This window comes from Paenibacillus sp. RC73 (genome assembly GCF_044908085.1).
GTDB lineage: Bacteria > Bacillota > Bacilli > Paenibacillales > Paenibacillaceae > Paenibacillus > Paenibacillus terrae_A.
In genome coordinates this window covers 1-15,959 of record NZ_JBIYCV010000013.1, presented here as the reverse complement: position 1 = coordinate 15,959, position 15,959 = coordinate 1, and the positions used below count along the sequence as shown (strand labels likewise).

At 48.1% G+C, this 15,959-nt stretch carries 14 protein-coding genes, 19 tRNA genes and 1 rRNA gene; 5 read left to right on the top strand and 29 right to left on the bottom strand.

From position 1 onward, the window contains the following. Positions 1-30 precede the first annotated feature (30 nt). From ABH897_RS23620 to ABH897_RS23610, 3 genes are read right to left on the bottom strand one after another with little or no spacing between them, the layout of a single operon-like run. Positions 31-267: a non-oxidative hydroxyarylic acid decarboxylases subunit D gene (locus ABH897_RS23620; protein WP_283654280.1), complete on the bottom strand. Its 237-nt coding sequence runs from the start codon at positions 265-267 to the stop codon at positions 31-33. A gap of 41 nt (positions 268-308) precedes the next feature. Then, entirely contained in the window at positions 309-1,727 is a 1,419-nt protein-coding gene (locus ABH897_RS23615) for a non-oxidative hydroxyarylic acid decarboxylases subunit C (protein WP_283654279.1), read from the bottom strand. A gap of 28 nt (positions 1,728-1,755) precedes the next feature. Then, positions 1,756-2,346, bottom strand: coding sequence for a flavin prenyltransferase UbiX (locus ABH897_RS23610; protein WP_283654278.1), 591 nt, complete (start codon positions 2,344-2,346; stop codon positions 1,756-1,758). A 163-nt stretch (positions 2,347-2,509) separates the two neighbouring features. On the opposite strand from ABH897_RS23610, the gene ABH897_RS23605 reads away from it, so the two are divergent. Further along, a complete protein-coding gene (locus ABH897_RS23605; protein ID WP_404592802.1) occupies positions 2,510-3,415 on the top strand; it encodes a LysR family transcriptional regulator in 906 nt (301 codons plus the stop codon). Positions 3,416-3,487: 72 nt separating this feature from the next. Here ABH897_RS23605 and ABH897_RS23600 read toward each other — a convergent pair whose 3' ends face one another. From ABH897_RS23600 to ABH897_RS23580, 5 genes are all read right to left on the bottom strand, one after another. Beyond that, positions 3,488-4,672 carry a response regulator gene (locus ABH897_RS23600; RefSeq protein WP_283654276.1) on the bottom strand — a complete coding sequence of 395 codons (1,185 nt, stop codon included), beginning with the start codon at positions 4,670-4,672 and terminating at the stop codon, positions 3,488-3,490. Next, complete coding sequence (locus ABH897_RS23595; RefSeq protein ID WP_283654275.1) at positions 4,653-6,449, bottom strand: sensor histidine kinase; 1,797 nt, start codon at positions 6,447-6,449, stop codon at positions 4,653-4,655. The genes ABH897_RS23600 and ABH897_RS23595 overlap by 20 nt, the downstream gene beginning before the upstream one ends. Before the next feature lie 30 nt (positions 6,450-6,479). Further along, positions 6,480-7,304: a carbohydrate ABC transporter permease gene (locus ABH897_RS23590; protein WP_404521500.1), complete on the bottom strand. Its 825-nt coding sequence runs from the start codon at positions 7,302-7,304 to the stop codon at positions 6,480-6,482. Between the two features lie 13 nt (positions 7,305-7,317). Next, positions 7,318-8,208 (bottom strand): carbohydrate ABC transporter permease, encoded by an 891-nt coding sequence (locus tag ABH897_RS23585; protein WP_283654273.1) that lies wholly within the window; start codon positions 8,206-8,208, stop codon positions 7,318-7,320. A 109-nt stretch (positions 8,209-8,317) separates the two neighbouring features. Then, positions 8,318-9,649: an extracellular solute-binding protein gene (locus tag ABH897_RS23580; protein ID WP_283654272.1), complete on the bottom strand. Its 1,332-nt coding sequence runs from the start codon at positions 9,647-9,649 to the stop codon at positions 8,318-8,320. 292 nt (positions 9,650-9,941) lie between these two features. On the opposite strand from ABH897_RS23580, the gene ABH897_RS23575 reads away from it, so the two are divergent. Next, positions 9,942-10,103 (top strand): lysine-specific demethylase, encoded by a 162-nt coding sequence (locus ABH897_RS23575; protein ID WP_014279404.1) that lies wholly within the window; start codon positions 9,942-9,944, stop codon positions 10,101-10,103. Between the two features lie 258 nt (positions 10,104-10,361). Here ABH897_RS23575 and ABH897_RS23570 read toward each other — a convergent pair whose 3' ends face one another. Next, positions 10,362-11,102 (bottom strand): Crp/Fnr family transcriptional regulator, encoded by a 741-nt coding sequence (locus ABH897_RS23570; protein ID WP_283654271.1) that lies wholly within the window; start codon positions 11,100-11,102, stop codon positions 10,362-10,364. Between the two features lie 299 nt (positions 11,103-11,401). Between ABH897_RS23570 and ABH897_RS23565 the strand changes: the two genes are divergently transcribed. The 3 genes from ABH897_RS23565 to ABH897_RS23555 all read left to right on the top strand — a co-directional run bounded on the left by ABH897_RS23565 (position 11,402) and on the right by ABH897_RS23555 (position 13,744). Then, positions 11,402-11,851, top strand: a complete 450-nt coding sequence (locus ABH897_RS23565; protein ID WP_283654270.1) for a GAF domain-containing protein — start codon at positions 11,402-11,404, stop codon at positions 11,849-11,851. Between the two features lie 143 nt (positions 11,852-11,994). Further along, the gene (locus tag ABH897_RS23560) at positions 11,995-12,648 is read left to right on the top strand and encodes a response regulator (RefSeq protein ID WP_014279401.1); all 654 of its coding nucleotides are present in this window, start codon (positions 11,995-11,997) and stop codon (positions 12,646-12,648) included. Further along, positions 12,641-13,744 carry a PAS domain-containing sensor histidine kinase gene (locus tag ABH897_RS23555; RefSeq protein WP_404521496.1) on the top strand — a complete coding sequence of 368 codons (1,104 nt, stop codon included), beginning with the start codon at positions 12,641-12,643 and terminating at the stop codon, positions 13,742-13,744. The genes ABH897_RS23560 and ABH897_RS23555 overlap by 8 nt, the downstream gene beginning before the upstream one ends. A gap of 105 nt (positions 13,745-13,849) precedes the next feature. On the opposite strand, the gene ABH897_RS23550 is transcribed toward ABH897_RS23555, so the two are convergent. The 20 genes from ABH897_RS23550 to rrf all read right to left on the bottom strand — a co-directional run. After that, positions 13,850-13,920: transfer RNA gene (locus tag ABH897_RS23550), tRNA-Gly, on the bottom strand. A 9-nt stretch (positions 13,921-13,929) separates the two neighbouring features. Further along, positions 13,930-14,003 (bottom strand) — tRNA-Pro (locus ABH897_RS23545). Between the two features lie 23 nt (positions 14,004-14,026). Then, positions 14,027-14,103, bottom strand: a tRNA-Arg gene (locus tag ABH897_RS23540). 26 nt (positions 14,104-14,129) lie between these two features. Beyond that, positions 14,130-14,201 (bottom strand) — tRNA-Cys (locus tag ABH897_RS23535). Positions 14,202-14,211: 10 nt separating this feature from the next. Then, positions 14,212-14,286 (bottom strand) — tRNA-Gly (locus ABH897_RS23530). A 6-nt stretch (positions 14,287-14,292) separates the two neighbouring features. Next, a tRNA-Leu gene (locus ABH897_RS23525) sits at positions 14,293-14,379 on the bottom strand. Between the two features lie 14 nt (positions 14,380-14,393). After that, positions 14,394-14,469, bottom strand: a tRNA-Lys gene (locus ABH897_RS23520). A 4-nt stretch (positions 14,470-14,473) separates the two neighbouring features. After that, positions 14,474-14,548: transfer RNA gene (locus tag ABH897_RS23515), tRNA-Gln, on the bottom strand. A 16-nt stretch (positions 14,549-14,564) separates the two neighbouring features. Beyond that, positions 14,565-14,637: transfer RNA gene (locus ABH897_RS23510), tRNA-His, on the bottom strand. A gap of 20 nt (positions 14,638-14,657) precedes the next feature. Further along, positions 14,658-14,743 (bottom strand) — tRNA-Tyr (locus tag ABH897_RS23505). Positions 14,744-14,747: 4 nt separating this feature from the next. Next, positions 14,748-14,823: transfer RNA gene (locus ABH897_RS23500), tRNA-Thr, on the bottom strand. 25 nt (positions 14,824-14,848) lie between these two features. Beyond that, a tRNA-Phe gene (locus ABH897_RS23495) sits at positions 14,849-14,921 on the bottom strand. An 81-nt stretch (positions 14,922-15,002) separates the two neighbouring features. Continuing rightward, a tRNA-Asp gene (locus ABH897_RS23490) sits at positions 15,003-15,079 on the bottom strand. A 24-nt stretch (positions 15,080-15,103) separates the two neighbouring features. After that, positions 15,104-15,177, bottom strand: a tRNA-Met gene (locus ABH897_RS23485). Between the two features lie 31 nt (positions 15,178-15,208). After that, positions 15,209-15,284 (bottom strand) — tRNA-Val (locus ABH897_RS23480). A 6-nt stretch (positions 15,285-15,290) separates the two neighbouring features. After that, a tRNA-Glu gene (locus ABH897_RS23475) sits at positions 15,291-15,362 on the bottom strand. A 210-nt stretch (positions 15,363-15,572) separates the two neighbouring features. After that, positions 15,573-15,648: transfer RNA gene (locus ABH897_RS23470), tRNA-Asn, on the bottom strand. Positions 15,649-15,652: 4 nt separating this feature from the next. Then, positions 15,653-15,728, bottom strand: a tRNA-Ala gene (locus ABH897_RS23465). Positions 15,729-15,752: 24 nt separating this feature from the next. Continuing rightward, positions 15,753-15,829 (bottom strand) — tRNA-Ile (locus ABH897_RS23460). 37 nt (positions 15,830-15,866) lie between these two features. Beyond that, positions 15,867-15,959: ribosomal RNA gene (rrf, locus tag ABH897_RS23455) — 5S ribosomal RNA — on the bottom strand; the annotation flags it as partial.

Sequence of the window (15,959 nt, the reverse complement as noted above, 5' to 3'; positions counted from 1 at the left end):
TATCTTCAAAGTACCACAATTTACATCTGGTTACGAACGACGCTGTACCCGCTCTGGAATAGGAGGGACATGGGTAGCATTCGGAATATCTTGGGGGTTCACCTTGAACGCCGATTTATACTTTGCCGGATCAGTAATGCTATCTGGTTCCGAGGTGCGCCATGTGAACATGCATACAGGACACAGCAAGACCTCCCAGGCGCCTTTAACTGGCGAACGGGTAACGACCTCCGAACGATTAGATTCACAACGGGGACAAATATGCATCTGTCAGCACTCCTTTAATCTTTCTTTATTTTCAAACATATTTAACGAAGCATGTGACTCAACTTTTTCTCCCATTCTGCTACACCAAGCGGGGAATCGAGCGGCTGGGAATAATGGCCTCTAATATCCGGTGCTATGGGTGTCGTCGCATCCAATATCATTTTGTGCGTCATACCTGCCGGATCAGAGCCGGGGTCAAGAGGTAAAATAGACAAGCCCGGCACAATGACAGCATCATGCTTCGGATGCAGCTTGGTGGATAACGCCCACATGACCTGCGGCAGATTGAACGGATCGACATCCTCATCCACCACAATCACCAGCTTGCAATACCCCAATCCATGCGGAGTCGTTAGCGCACGCATCCCCACAGCCTTCGCAAAGCCGCCATAACGGGTTTTCGTGGAAATAATAGCGACCAGCCCATGCGTATACATGGCATTAACGGCTATGATTTCATTAGGAAATGCATCCTTGAGCTGTTGAAACAACGGTACACTTGTATTCACACCGATCATATAATCCGTTTCCGTCCAAGGCATCCCGATGTACAAATGCTCAAATATAGGCTGCTTACGGTGATATACACGATTAATCTGAATGACTGGCATCGCGCGGCCGCCGGAATAGTGACCTGTAAATTCACCGAATGGACCTTCATACTCACGTTCACCCGCCAACACTTCACCTTCCAGAATAACCTCAGCTCCCCAAGGCAGATCGAGATCCGCATCCTTCGCTTTGACCACACGGTAAGGCTCACCCTGAATGGCGCCCGCCATCTCATATTCCGATTGATCGTACAGCAGCGGCGTAGAAGCAGCTGTGGTAATCACAGGCTCACATCCGAGGGCAATAGCTACCTTCAGATTTTCGCCGCGCTCCTCTGCCTGACGAATATGGATTGCAATATCATGCTGCGGTACAGGCTGGATACCCAAACGGTTTTTGCCTTTCACCTGCATCCGGTACAAGCCTACATTTTGCTTGCCATAGGTGTCGGGGTCATCCAGATCACGTGACACCAAAATCGCTTTATCCAGATAAAACCCTCCGTCTCCCTGGTTCAAACGAAACAATGGCAAAATATCAAACAAATTAATATCCTCTGTAATCTCCACTTCATGAAAAGGAGCGGTTTCTTCCCGCTTCACGGGCATTGGAAATTGTTCATAGCGTCTGGCAAACTCAAAAAACTGCTCCTTGAGCGGTGTATTTTTGGGCATTCCCATCATGAGGGCATGATTGGGCCAGGAGCCCATCACATTCATTGCAATACGAGCAGCATTATATCCATAGATATTGTTGAAAAAGAGAGCAGGCGTCTTATCACCTAAATTGTTTAACGCTCTGTTAGCTGCTGCGAGGTCTGGCTCCGGCTTTACCTCATCGCTGATCGTGAGCAGTTGCCCCTCCTTTTCCAAGGTATGCAGAAAATCGCGAAAGTCTTTATAAGCCATCTTTCATTCTCCTTCGTCTTCCGATTTCTCAATTCTGGTGCAGTCTGGAGTCAGTCTGCTTCATTCCATCCCAGCGTTTGGCTGCGGTTGTGACGATACCAAACTGGTCCAATACGCGAAAAACAATATGATCCACCAATTCCTCAATACTTGCAGGATGATTATAAAAAGCAGGCATCGGCGGCAGGATCATCACGCCCATGCGTGACAGCTCCAGCATATTTTCCAGATGAATACTGCTTAATGGTGTTTCCCTGGTCATGAGCAGCAGCTTCTTTCGCTCCTTCAGCATCACATCCGCCGATCGGGTGAGCAGGTTGTCCGCCATACCGATACGAATGGAGGCGAGCGTCTTCATGCTGCAAGGAGCGACGATCATGCCGTCTACCCGGAAGGAGCCGCTGGAAATACGCGCAGCCTGATCCTTATACGAATAAACTGCATCCGCCATGGCCTCCACTTCCTTCACCGTATAGCCTGTCTCATAGGGAATGTTCGCAATAGCCCACGGGGATAGCACCAGATGGCTCTGGGCTCCGGCCTCCCGTAATTGCTGCAATATACGGATACCGAAGATAGACCCTGTCGCTCCCGATATTCCTACAATGATTTTTTTCATATGTTCCCTCCTTCCACCCCATCGTTTTATGTTCACCAATGCATCACTGTCAAAAATTATACGCCTGTTCCTTGCACACGAAAAATATATATAATATATGTAATGCATACTTTAAAAGTATTCAAATCGAAGTGGTTGTTCAGAAATGAGGTGGAATCCCCTAATGGATATGAAGCAGCTGCATTACTTTTGCGTCATCGTGGAGGAAGGACAAATCACGAAGGCCGCCCGAATGCTTAACATGGCCCAGCCACCACTGAGCCAACAGCTAAAAAATATGGAGGATGAGCTTGGCGTAAAGCTGATTTACCGTGAAGGAAAGAAGTGGGAGGTCACCGAGGCCGGATACGCACTATACACCCGCGCCAAGCGATTATTGGCTGAAATGGAGGATACCTGTAGAGAAATTGGAGAGTTCGAAAGCAACGTAACCGGCACCCTGTCCATAGGCACTTCATCGGTCTGTATGTCTCTGATTACCGAACAACTCAGCCGCTTTCACCAGGAATATCCAGAGGTATACGTTAAAATAGGACACGGAGACACACATCATCTGGAGGAACTGCTGCATCAAAATAAAGTCGATCTGGCTCTGCTGCTGCTTCCGGTAGACGACAACTCGTACCATACGATTGAACTGGAGGGCGTCTCTTTTGTTGCGGTACTTCCGTGTGAATGGGCAGATCGTCATCCGAGTAGACAAATGACGTTACAGGAAGCAGCCAGCTATGACCTTTTGTTGGCACGCCGAACAGAAGGACACGGGCTATACGAAACCGTCATCCGCAAATTTCAGGAACACCATCTTATTCCGCGCGTCGTACTGGACTGTCCTGAAATATCGACCATTCTCGCGCTCGTATCCACAGGCATGGGGATTACCATCATTCCAGACACTCGCTTGGGACAAGAATACGGGGACAGATTTCGCACACTCTCCATTAAAGAGCCGTTCCCCTTCACACGGCCTGCCGTCGTATGGCGCAAGGATCGTTATTTATCCAATGCAGCTCGCAAATTGGTTGAACAGCTACAGGCTGGAGACACGAAAAAGACTGCTCCCGAGTAGATGCTCTACAGCTCTACTCATGAAACAGCCTTATGCTGGAGGAACTTCCATCATTCCTTCGTTGATACCGCCTTATTTGACTCCCTGATGCCGATACTCGGTCGGAGTCATTCCACATTTGCGCCGGAACACCTGTGTAAAATGCCGCATGTCCTGATAGCCAATCCGCTCGGAAATATCAGCCAGCCGAAGATGAGGATCACCGAGCAGCCGCTTCGCTTCCTCCATCCGCAAGCAAATAACGTAATCCTTGTAGCCTTGTCCGGTTTTTTGCTTGAACAACTGGCTGAAATACACCGGATTCAAAAAGACGACCGAAGCCACCTTCTCCAGCGACAATTCCTCTGTAAAATGTGTCCGAATATATTGCAACGCCACATCCACCGTATGCATGCCTTTTCGCAAACATTCTCCGGCGTCCACCGCCGCCGCTGCAATCTCCTCGGGCGTTCGTCTTAGCCGTGCCACTTCTTCGGGAATGGACGCAAAATTGTGGTGAACCCCCGAACGCGTAATTTGTAACGGTACCTTCACATAACGCTTCAAGTGGGATTCGAGCAACGTTTCCAGCCGTGCCGCCTCTGCCTCATCCCGCAGCCGTGCAATACCCAGCAGGCTATGGCGGTCGAGACTGACGACAAAGCCACTGCCGCCTGCCTCAACCAGCTCGGATAGTACATTTTCAATCATAAAATGCTCCAGGTGTGTCTGCTTGTGATCAGGTTCCATACGAACCATGAAGAGATGAAACTCCGGATAGTTTTCCACAAACGGCTGTATATCGAGCTTCCCAGTATCCAGTCCGAGTGCATAGCGTTGAAAAACAGCTTCACGCAAATAGACCATATTGGACTTGAGAAGCTTGCCCTCGTTCGCCTGCTGTGAAGCGACAAGTGCTTCGGCTGCCAGCATTTCAATGCATTCCAGCAGCTTTTTTTTGCCGATCGGCTTTAACAGGTAGTCTTTGGCACCCAGCTTTACTGCTCTTTGTGCATATTGGAAGTCGGAATGGGCCGAAATAACAACCCACTGCAGATGAGGATGCTTTCGCTTGGAAATGCGCATGAATTCCAGACCATCCATACCGGGCATCAGGATATCGGTCAATACAATATCCACGGGATGCTCCGCCAGAATGCCTGCTGCTTCCTCGGTGGAAGCAGCGAGATGAATGCCGCAGGCTGGCAGAGCCTGGCCAATGGTGCGCCGAATCCCCTGCCGAATCATACTTTCATCGTCAGCTATCAGAATATTCATGTTTCTCCTCCTTCTGTGGCAGAGGCACACTTACAGTGGCTGTCGTTCCGGCCCCAGGTACGCTGGAGATCCGTAGGCCGTACTCTTCTCCGAACATGTGCCGTAGCCGTAAATTTAGATTTTGCAGGCCGATGCCTCCCGCCTGCCCGCTGCCCGTCTGCTTGCCGGGTTCTGCCAAAGCAACCTGAACCACCTCCCATCGTTCGTACTCCATCCCTGCGCCGTTATCCATAATATGCAGGCTTAAAACACCGTCATATTCCTCTGCCCTGACGAGCAGCTTGCCGCCTGTATTTGCATGAAGAGGCTCCAGTCCGTGCTTGACCGCATTTTCAATCAACGGCTGTAAGGTCATTTTCGGCAAGCGGATATCCATCCAGCGCTCATCAATACTGATGTCTACGGATACCCTGCCTTCCAGCCGTGCTTGAATAATCGTGAGGTAATGCCCGATCTGCTCCACTTCTTCGCGCAGGCTGACATCGGTCCCTTCCTCCCAATGACTGCTGTAGCGGAACATATGGGATAAGGAAAGCACCACTTCCCCGAGCTGGTCCTGCCCCTTTTCATCCAGCATCCAATAGATCATATCCAGCGTATTATACAGAAAATGCGGATTGACCTGCGTCTGGAGCGCGTGCAGCTCGGCATTTTTTTCACTGACCGATGATATGCGAACCAGCTCGATCAGTTCGGCAATCCGTCTTACCATATGGTTGAAGGATGTCGCCAATTGGTTGATTTCCTCATACGATTCAATCTCCAACGTATGGCGGAAATTCCCCGTCTCTACCCGTTTCATTTCCCGAATGACCCGCTTCAGCGGAAGCGAAATACGTCTGGAGACGATGGACGCAATCAGCGCGGATAAAATAATGAGTACAGGCACCACGATGAGCAAATACCTTTGATTTTGCACCAGCTCCACGTTCAAATCCCCGCTGGGTGTCACACTAATGACCGACCAATCGGCAAACGGCAACTTGGAAGCGATTACAACCTTCTCATTACTCCGATTTACAATGACATCATCCTCAGGTACCTGCTGCTCCAGACTTTGCAGATCCGGTGGCGGTTCAGAGGAAGTAGCCGACACAATCCGATTTTCATTGCCTACCAGATATACCTGACTATTGGTACCCAGCCGTAAATTGTGGAGGGCGGACAGAACCGAGCGCGGTTCAGCTTCAAACAGGACGATACCAATCGGCTTATGCTCATCCAGATCATAGAGCTGGCGCCCGAACGCAAACACCGGTCTGGTTTCCACCTGGTCAATGACAGAGTGAGGATAAACGCCCAGCCATGCGATTTTGCCCGCTGACTTTCGAATTTCCTTATACCATTCAGTGTGTTCGTAATCGGTATCAATAACATTCATATAATTACCGTAGTTGTATACCTTGCCTGTGTCTGTGATGACATGAATGCCTATCAGGTCCTCCCGCGAATAATAGATAGCTCCCAGAATATTGGTAATTGTACGTTCATTGATGTAATTGACGGCGGGTAAATCACTGGTATCCGTCGTTAGCAGACGAACCAAATCCATATTGTTGCTGATCGATTTGGACAGACTGTTATAGCTGCTGAGCAGTAATTCGAACAGTCCTGCCGTTTGGGAAACATTTTTACGAGCCAGCTCACTGACCTTATCATGGAACTGCACTGTAGTACGGTTATAAAATAACAAACTGATCGCCAGCACAATACCGGACATGCTCAACAGGAATAGAATAAACAAGCGGTGGTGAATAGACTGAAAACGGCGCATCATACCTCCGTGCGCTCCTTTCGAATCGCTCGCCTACCCTTTAACCGCCCCCGCTACCATGCCCTTGGTAATCTTTTCGGACAGGACAAAATAAATAATAATGACCGGTAAGGCCCCCATGACCAGAAAAGCGCCAATATTGCCGTAATTCACAGAATACTGACTGACGAATGTATAGACGCCGAAAGGGAGTGTTTTGAGCTTCTCTGACGAGATAAAGGTGGCAGCCATAATGTATTCATTCCAGATATTAATAAAGGTCAAAATACACACCGTCATCATCGGCGGAATCGAGATGGGTAAGATCACACTGCGAAAAATACGATAAATGCTCGCCCCATCAATGTAAGCGGATTCTTCAATCTCGTGGGGAATGGACCGCATAAAGCCGGACAGGATGAAAACCGCAATCGGTGTCTGAAAAGCAATGTAGGGTAAAATTAGCGAGAAATACGTGTTGAGAATGTTGATGTTTTTGAACATCACCATCAGCGGCAGCAACGTTGCCTGCATCGGAATCATCATTCCGATCAGAAACAAGGTCAGCACAGCAGCCCCAAAGCGCCAGCGGAAACGCGTAATCGCATAAGCAGTCATCGAGCTTAACAAAATGACGAATAGCATCGTAACTCCGGTCACCAGCACACTGTTTCCCAAATAGCGCAAGTAGCTCCCTGATTCATAAGCTTCCTGATAGTTGTGCCACTGGGGCACTTGAGGGAGTGCAAAGAAGCTTGCGCTCAAAATCTCTTCATTCGTCTTCAACGAATAGGTCAGCAGCCAGAAGAGTGGGTACAGCTGCGTGACGATCAAGACCGCCAGCAAGGAAAAGACCCATGTTTTTTTCATGGTGTTCACAGCTTCATCCCCCTTAGCTTACCTTATTTTCGATTCGTTTGAAAACAAAATTTATCACAATTGTAAATGACAAACAGATAATCACGAGAAACGAAGCCAATGCGCTCCCATATCCATATTTCATGGACAAAAAGGACATGTTGTACATATACGTGGACACCGTATCCGTTGCATGAGCAGGCCCTCCACCCGTCATCACCCAGATCAGATCGAACGATTGCAGAGAACCAATAAAGGCCAATACAATTGATATTTTGAAAATAGGCACAATGAGCGGTAGCGTAATATACCGGTCTGCTTTAAAACCCTCAGCTCCATCCATTTTGGCTGCCTCGTACAACTCATTCGGAATATTTTGCACCCCGGTAAACTGAATCAGCAAATGATAGCCAAAATACTGCCACAACGACACAAAATAGAGAGCGTACATGGCAATCTGCGGTTCTGTCAGCCATGAGCGTGTCCAGCTTTCCAGCCCGACCGACATCAAAATACCGTTCAGCATCCCACCCATTGAGGCCGGATTATAGATCGTCTTCCACAGCTGCCCGATAATAACCACCGACAGAATGACTGGCAGAAAATACATCGTAACCAGCGTATTCGCCTTACGCACATAGCGATTAAGCAAAATAGCCAGCAGCAGACAGAACGGAATTTCCAGCATGGAAAACAAAGCGAACATCATCGTCCGCTTCACAGACGGCCAGAACACCGGATCGGCTGTAAATATTCGCTCGAAATTCGCCAGCCCTACAAACTTCGCCTCAGATATTCCGTTCCAATCCAGTAGTCCACAGTACACCGACACCAGAATCGGAACAAACACCATACAGGTGTACAGCAGCAGGCAGGGCAGCACGAAAACGGCAATGGTGCGTGCCGGCACCTTCAGTACATTCATGCTCCAATCCCCTTTTGTGTTTTTTCTGAACATCTTCTAAGAATGGGCAGCTCATGGTTATCCCAAATCAGGGAAGGAACTAATGCGCCCCTCCCCTGTTAAGCTGAAACTATTTGTTCGCTTCAAAAGCGCTCTGATGCTCCTTGGCAACTTGTGCGGAGTCTTCTTTTTGCACGAACAGGTTTTGAATACTGCTCAGATGCGCCTGCGCGATAGCTGGATTCATCGTATTATCAAATGCGAGGTCGCCGCCTTTCACATTTTTGAACAGCTCATTGAGGCTAATTGCCAGCTCGGAGTAGCCCGCCTCCTTCAGATCGCCTTTCATTTTCTGGCCGCTGCCAATCGCATTTTTCAGATCAAACTGAATCTTGGGCATCTCTGTAATAAAATAGTGCAGAAAATCCTTCGTCTCCTGCAAATGCTCACTGTTCGCCGATACTGCAAACGCACTGCCCGGCGCAATCACATACTCATTCACATCTCCCTTGCCATTCACCGTAGGAAATTGGAACGCGCCCACTTTGCCTGCTACCGAAGAAGCATCAATAGACCCTGTTTCCCATGTGCCCATGATATACATAGCGGCTTTTCCTGTTTTAAAAATATTGCCGCCCGCATTATAGTCAATGGATGTAGCTCCATCCGGGAAAGCCCCTGCCTGCACCAGTTCCTGAAATGCATCCACTGCTTCCACAAAGGCCGGATCATTAAACGTCTTTTTGCCGTCCAGCACATCCTTGAGGAAATTCGGCCCTTCATTCGTACGCAGCAAAATATTCATGAAAAGGAGTGATCCGGTCCACGAATCCTTTTCCCCAATCGCAATCGGGGTAATCCCCTTTGCCTTCAGCGCCTTAACCGCCGTTATCAGCTCATCAAAGGTGGTCGGCAGCTTTTGAATTCCCGCCTGCGTGAACAGCTCTTTATTGTAAAACACTACTTCTATATTGTTGCCGTCGGGAAAAGCATAAAGCTTATCATCAAAACTATAATAATTGAGCAGTCCATCCTGAAATGTATCTTTCAACCCATCTTTATCCGCCACATCGTTCAGAGGAGCCAGCAGCCCGGCATCTACGAAGGGCTTCATCTGTGCGGCCGGGTTTACAATCGTAATATCCGGAACTTCCTTCGCCGCCGCCTGTGTTTTCAGCTTTAGCTTTTGTTGATCTGTATTCAGCGAATCCAGCTCAATTTTGACATTCGGATGATTCTGCTCATATTGACTTACAATTTGCTTTATCATTTTGTATGAAGGAGTGCTAGGATCAGGATTAATGTTCTGGAAGGTGATCGTCACTTCTTTACTTGCAATGTCTCCACCCTTGCTGCCCGAGTTTCCCGGACTTGCGCTCTGTCCGTTATTACAAGCTGTCAGCGTCAATGCCAAGGCGCTCGCCATCAAAATAGCAAACGCTTTCATTTTTGTTATGCCCATTATCTTTTTCCTCCTCTTGTTGAAGCATTGCGCGAATTGTCTCCCGTCTGTGAACACTCAATGCCCGCTTGTTTTTTTCATTATGTTCTATAGAAAAGAAGTGAACAATGTGTGAACTTAAGGAGAAGGGTTTGTTTTTTCAAGCCCTCATTCGTGCGCTTCAAAATTCATTCATATCATAACTTGCAATTTATCTCGAACACAGGCATAATATGAATAAGCTCATTCTTTGATAATGATTCTCATTATTAAAAGGGAAATATACATGGACTCCAAAGGAGGCAGGACCGCAGTGAAAGAAGCTTTTAGTAGAACCTCCCTGCATATTGATGATTATTTGGATCTTCTCAATCTTGCGGTACAAGTCGGAGATATAAAGTGGCAAAAGGAAATTACACGTAAACTTCAAGCCTTAAGTGTCCTCCAGACAGAACAGGTTGAAATAGATCAATAATCGTCTCCCCAGCTAATTGACCGCTATACGGCGTTGATTAGCTTTTTTTGTGTTATAAATGTGATCATTTTACATAAATCCCAAGAGCGATTTCAAATCAGCAATATAAAGATCGAAATGGTTTATTTCGTCTATATATAGTACTTTTAAGCGTTCGGAATCGAATTATGCAAAATGCTGATGTATAAGTGCAGGTTGTCAGAAAACGTAAATCAAGGCGGGTCCTCAGGGACTCCGCCTTATTTATGTTCATATTTTTTAGAGTCGGCAAATTTCATGCGCACATTGGCCGTATGAAGGGCAGCAGCACATCATGCGCAGCACCTTGAGATCATGAATGACTATTTTGCCATCCCGCGTATCAAGCGTCCCCTGCTCCTTCAACGAGCTTAGCATCCGATTCACACTCTCCCGCGTCGCTCCAATCATTTCGCCCAGCTCGGAGTGGCTCAGCTTCATATTCAGTAAAATGCCATCCTTCACTGCTACACCGCATGTGTTACTCGCCCGGATTAGCGTAGAGGCCAATGCACCTGTTTTACCATACAGCAGCAAATCCCGAAACCGCGATTGCATAATCCGTTGCTTCATAGCCATCCACTGAATGAATTGAAGCCCCATCGCTCCATTTTTGGACAGAAGCGATTCCAGGTCCTGAACACGCACGACGCCCAGCTCACAGGCATCGGCTGTTTCTGCAGTGCAGCTATACTCTTCTCCATCTATCCCGCTGAACTCCCCAATCAAGTCGCCTTGATGCTGAATGGTCAAAATCAATTCTTTTCCGTCTTCTGTCGACTTGCGAAGCTTAACATGGCCCGAATGTATATAATATAGCTGCTCCGATTCTTCGCCCTCTCTAAAAAGCGTAATACCCGCCTTTACCTTTTTCCAGGACATGATATCCTTCAGCAGCCCAAAATGTTCCTCAGTCAAAAAAAGCTGAATTCCCGTGCGTTCCACTTCATCCCCAAACCGTTCCGTACAAGTGGCTTGCATGTTAGTGTCCTCCTCGTGTTTACCTGATATCTATATCATAATGTTTTGACGCATCAGTTGTTATCAGGAGAACACCTGATTTTACACCTTCCTACTCCCTGATTCGCTGTGATAAATATCACTCCTGCCATCAAGCAGAGCCTAATTTAACGGCTTTCCTCCTACTCCTTGCCCCGCATGTTCAAAAGTCAGTGTTTCCTGCACCTATAGATCAGGGGGTTCCCTGACTTACTTTTGTAACTGCCGGGACTACAATAAGTTAGAGCTACAGTTTTGTTACGGAAAAGGATGTGTCTTCTATGCTAGAAATAACGGATGAAATGCGCAAAACACTGGATCAGTTGAGAGATCGTATCTATGGGGATCTCACAGCACTTGCGCTCATGTCCAAGCCGGGCGGCAGGTTGCAATGGTATTATGCCTCTGGCAGCCGTAGCGAACGCTATCGGCGTATTTCTTTTAAGGTAGGACATGGTATTGCCGGGATGGCTGTTCGTCTGGGGCGTACCGTGACCGTAAGTGCTATGCTCTCCGGCAGCATCCGTTTACGTCAGGAATGTGCGCTGATGCTGGCGGAGCAGCTTCACTCTGCTGTGGCTATTCCCTTTTCCAGCACAGGGGATCTGCCGAACGGTGTATTGCTTCTCGGTAATCGTGATGTGAGAGTGTTCACCGATTCCGACGTCGCAGGGGCCACACAAGTCGCCGAGCAGCTTGGTCAGCTATGTGCCCACACTCTTACTCTATAAGATTAATGGCATTTTTATAGAAAATGAGACGGATATATATTACGAAATATAATTGTATCTAACTGTTTATGTTGATTGGAATCCCTTAAATTTGCTATGATGATGACAAAACGTACGGTTCTACCGTTCGAGGGGATGACAAATTGATTCGTATACTTGTAGTGGATGATCATGTTGTCGTACGTTCCGGCCTCATGGCCCTATTGGACGGCAAACACGGTATTAAGGTGGTAGGAGATGCAGCGGACGGGGATGAAGCGATTCGCAAGGCGATAGAGTTACAGCCCAATGTTGTACTCATGGATTTTAGTATGCCGCCTGGCAAAGACGGTCTTACGGCAACCACTGAATTGAAAAAACAGTTGCCCGATACGGAAGTGCTTATTTTAACGATGCATGACGATGAAGAATATCTGTTCCGGGCCATTCAGGCCGGAGCTTCCGGATATATTTTAAAAAGCGCACCTCACGAGGAATTACTTGCTGCCATTCAGTCTGTGGCCGAAGGTAGCGCCTATCTGTACCCGAATGCAACCAAACGGCTAATGAGTGAATATCTGGATAAGATCAAAAAGGAAGGCATAGCCGGCCCGTATGAGTCCCTTTCTGAACGTGAAAAGGAAATCCTTTCGTGGGTAGCCAAGGGATATGCAAACAAGGAAATTGCCGAGCGTCTGGTGATCAGCGTCAAAACTGTTGAGTCCCACAAAAGTAACCTGATGGAGAAGCTTAACCTGAAAACACGGCCCGAGCTGGTCAAATTTGCACTAAAAAAGGGGCTGCTGCATTATGAATGAACCTTCTAATCCTTTGCTCCAGCATGCTTTTGGCGAGTCAGCCGATAAGCTGCTGGATAATTTGGAAGCGCATATACCCGAATCCCCTTTTCTCCATGCACTGCGTAACTCACTTCACCAGCTATCCAATCTGAAATTTGCGTTGGATACGTCCTCTATCGTTGCTTTGACCGATCACCGGGGCATTATTCAGTACGTCAACGACAAGTTCTGCGAGATTTCGCAATACAGTCGTGAAGAGCTGATCGGTCGGGATCATCGCCTCATTAATTCGGGCTATCATACCCCTGCCTTTATGAAAAACCTGTGGACCACAATTCGTTCAGGCGAGGTATGGCAGGGAGAGATACGTAATCGAGCCAAAGACAACACCTACTATTGGGTGAATACCACCATCGTTCCGTTCATGGACGAAGAAGGTAAGCCCTATCAGTATTTGGCGATCCGTAATGAGGTAACCAAACTAAAAAAAGTAGAGGCTGAGCTTCAGACGATGATGACGCAAGTGATGCAAATACAGGAGGAAGAGCGCAAGCGTTTCTCAAGAGAGCTTCACGATGGAATTGGGCAAAGCTTGTTTGCGCTGATTATTCAACTGGATAGCCAGCTTGCTGAACAGCCTAGTCCTGCTCTGGAAAAGCTGCGTTCACAGGTGACTGACATTATTAAGGATGTCCGTGGACTGGCATGGGAACTTCGTCCGTCGGTTCTGGATGATTTGGGCGTCGTACCGGCCATACGAACCTATATTGAAAACTATTGTTCTCATTACGGAATTGAGGTACATTTTCAATGTAATTTACGTAAACGCCTTGATATCCGCAAAGAAATAGCGATTTATCGGATTGTACAGGAAGCCTTGACGAATGTAGCCAAGTATGCGGACGTAGCAGAGGCACATGTCAACGTAGAGGATCAGAGTGAGACTATACAAGTGACTATTTGGGATGAAGGTATTGGATTCTCCGAGCAATCCCAAGGGGAGGGCGTGGGACTGTTCAGCATGGAGGAACGAGCCAGAGGCGTAGGAGGATGGATGAGCGTAACCTCTTCACCAGAACAGGGGACCTCCATCCAACTGACCATTCCTGTGTAAAGATACAACAGCATAAATAAAAAAAGAGAGAGCGCTGTCCCCAGACAGGCTCTCTTTATTTATAAGGTGTCACCACTGAGGCAACAAGAATCCGCTATAGCAAAAAGCGGGTGATGGGAATCGAACCCACGCTATCAGCTTGGAAGGCTGAAGTTCTACCATTGAACTACACCCGCAAATCAGTATCGGGATGACACGATTTGAACATGCGACCCCCTGGTCCCAAACCAGGTGCTCTACCAAGCTGAGCTACATCCCGATATTATACATTTTTTAAGAAAATGGCGCGCCCTGAGAGATTCGAACTCCCGGCCTTTTGATTCGTAGTCAAACGCTCTATCCAGCTGAGCTAAGGGCGCATAATATAATCCATAATGAGCAGTAAAGGCGCCACCCAGATTTGAACTGGGGAGTGAAGCTTTTGCAGAGCTTTGCCTTACCACTTGGCTATGGCGCCGAATGGATAATGGAGCGGACGACGGGAATCGAACCCGCGACCCTCGCCTTGGCAAGGCGATGCTCTACCGCTGAGCCACGTCCGCAAAATATGGTGCGGTCGAGAGGACTCGAACCTCCACGGGGGTTAGCCCACACGGACCTGAACCGTGCGCGTCTGCCAATTCCGCCACGACCGCAAAATAAACAAAAATGGTGAGCCATGAAGGATTCGAACCTTCGACACCCTGATTAAAAGTCAGGTGCTCTACCAGCTGAGCTAATGGCTCTTAATGGCTGGGGATATAGGATTTGAACCTATGCATGACGGAGTCAAAGTCCGTTGCCTTACCGCTTGGCTAATCCCCATTAAATGAAAATAAAGGGCGGCCGATGGGGCTTGAACCCACGAATGCCGGAGTCACAGTCCGGTGCGTTAACCACTTCGCCACGACCGCCATAATGATTATGAAAAGACTGGTGGAGGATGATGGATTCGAACCACCGAACCCGTAAGGGAGCAGATTTACAGTCTGATGCGTTTGGCCACTTCGCTAATCCTCCAAAATGGTGCCGGCGAGAGGACTTGAACCCCCAACCTACTGATTACAAGTCAGTTGCTCTACCAGTTGAGCTACACCGGCACATTACTCATTCCCACTTGAAAGGTGGCTCGGGACGGAATCGAACCGCCGACACGAGGATTTTCAGTCCTCTGCTCTACCGACTGAGCTACCGAGCCATATGTTGTTTTATAGCTGTAATATACAAACCCACATTATATGTAGAATACACAAAAATGCCAGTTATATATTTCATAAAATGGCGGAACTGACGGGATTCGAACCCGCGATCTCCTGCGTGACAGGCAGGCATGTTAGGCCTCTACACCACAGTTCCATAGATAATCCTAAGGAAAATCAATTGCGGGGACAGGATTTGAACCTGTGACCTTCGGGTTATGAGCCCGACGAGCTACCGAACTGCTCCACCCCGCGACATTAAAAGGGAATACTTGTATAACATAAATGGTGGAGGCTGAGGGGTTCGAACCCCCGACCCTCTGCTTGTAAGGCAGATGCTCTCCCAGCTGAGCTAAGCCTCCATACTATGACCCGTAGGGGAATCGAACCCCTGTTACCTCCGTGAAAGGGAGGTGTCTTAACCGCTTGACCAACGGGCCTTACAAAAGAATCCTTGAAATTTTCAAACTTTATGACGGAGAGAGGGATTCAAACCCTTGCACCACTTTCGCAGTCTAACCCCTTATATCCACTTGGGTATCTCTCTAACAAGCAACATATGGATTAAACCCTACCTAACTGGAATGGATTGTAGTCCTCAACCAGCTACGCCGCCACCTTATATATAAAATTGAAAAATATTCAAGATTTGGCTCCCCGAACAGGACTCGAACCTGTGACAACTCGATTAACAGTCGAGTGCTCTACCAACTGAGCTATCAGGGAATATTGGTGGAGCCAAGCGGGATCGAACCGCTGACCTCCTGCGTGCAAGGCAGGCGCTCTCCCAGCTGAGCTATGGCCCCAGTCATTTTGTGTTAATCAAGAAGTGGTGGGCCTTAGTGGACTCGAACCACCGACCTCACCCTTATCAGGGGTGCGCTCTAACCAGCTGAGCTAAAGGCCCTAATATGTATGTCTTCATTATCCTCTAAAGGGACATTGCTTGGCGACGTCCTACTCTCCCAGGACCCTGCGGTCCAAGTACCATCGGCGCTGGAGGGCTTAACGGTCGTGTTCGGGATGGGTACGTGTGG

Excerpts from the sequence above, each read along its gene's own strand:
- ABH897_RS23595 (WP_283654275.1), bottom strand. The coding sequence starts at position 6,449 with ATGATGCGCCGTTTTCAGTCTATTCACCACCGCTTGTTTATTCTATTC.
- ABH897_RS23585 (WP_283654273.1), bottom strand. The coding sequence starts at position 8,208 with ATGAATGTACTGAAGGTGCCGGCACGCACCATTGCCGTTTTCGTGCTG.
- ABH897_RS23605 (WP_404592802.1), top strand. The coding sequence starts at position 2,510 with ATGGATATGAAGCAGCTGCATTACTTTTGCGTCATCGTGGAGGAAGGA.
- ABH897_RS23555 (WP_404521496.1), top strand. The coding sequence starts at position 12,641 with ATGAATGAACCTTCTAATCCTTTGCTCCAGCATGCTTTTGGCGAGTCA.
- ABH897_RS23620 (WP_283654280.1), bottom strand. The coding sequence starts at position 267 with ATGCATATTTGTCCCCGTTGTGAATCTAATCGTTCGGAGGTCGTTACC.
- ABH897_RS23615 (WP_283654279.1), bottom strand. The coding sequence starts at position 1,727 with ATGGCTTATAAAGACTTTCGCGATTTTCTGCATACCTTGGAAAAGGAG.
- ABH897_RS23565 (WP_283654270.1), top strand. The coding sequence starts at position 11,402 with ATGCTAGAAATAACGGATGAAATGCGCAAAACACTGGATCAGTTGAGA.
- ABH897_RS23570 (WP_283654271.1), bottom strand. The coding sequence starts at position 11,102 with ATGCAAGCCACTTGTACGGAACGGTTTGGGGATGAAGTGGAACGCACG.
- ABH897_RS23610 (WP_283654278.1), bottom strand. The coding sequence starts at position 2,346 with ATGAAAAAAATCATTGTAGGAATATCGGGAGCGACAGGGTCTATCTTC.
- ABH897_RS23580 (WP_283654272.1), bottom strand. The coding sequence starts at position 9,649 with ATGGGCATAACAAAAATGAAAGCGTTTGCTATTTTGATGGCGAGCGCC.
- ABH897_RS23600 (WP_283654276.1), bottom strand. The coding sequence starts at position 4,672 with ATGAATATTCTGATAGCTGACGATGAAAGTATGATTCGGCAGGGGATT.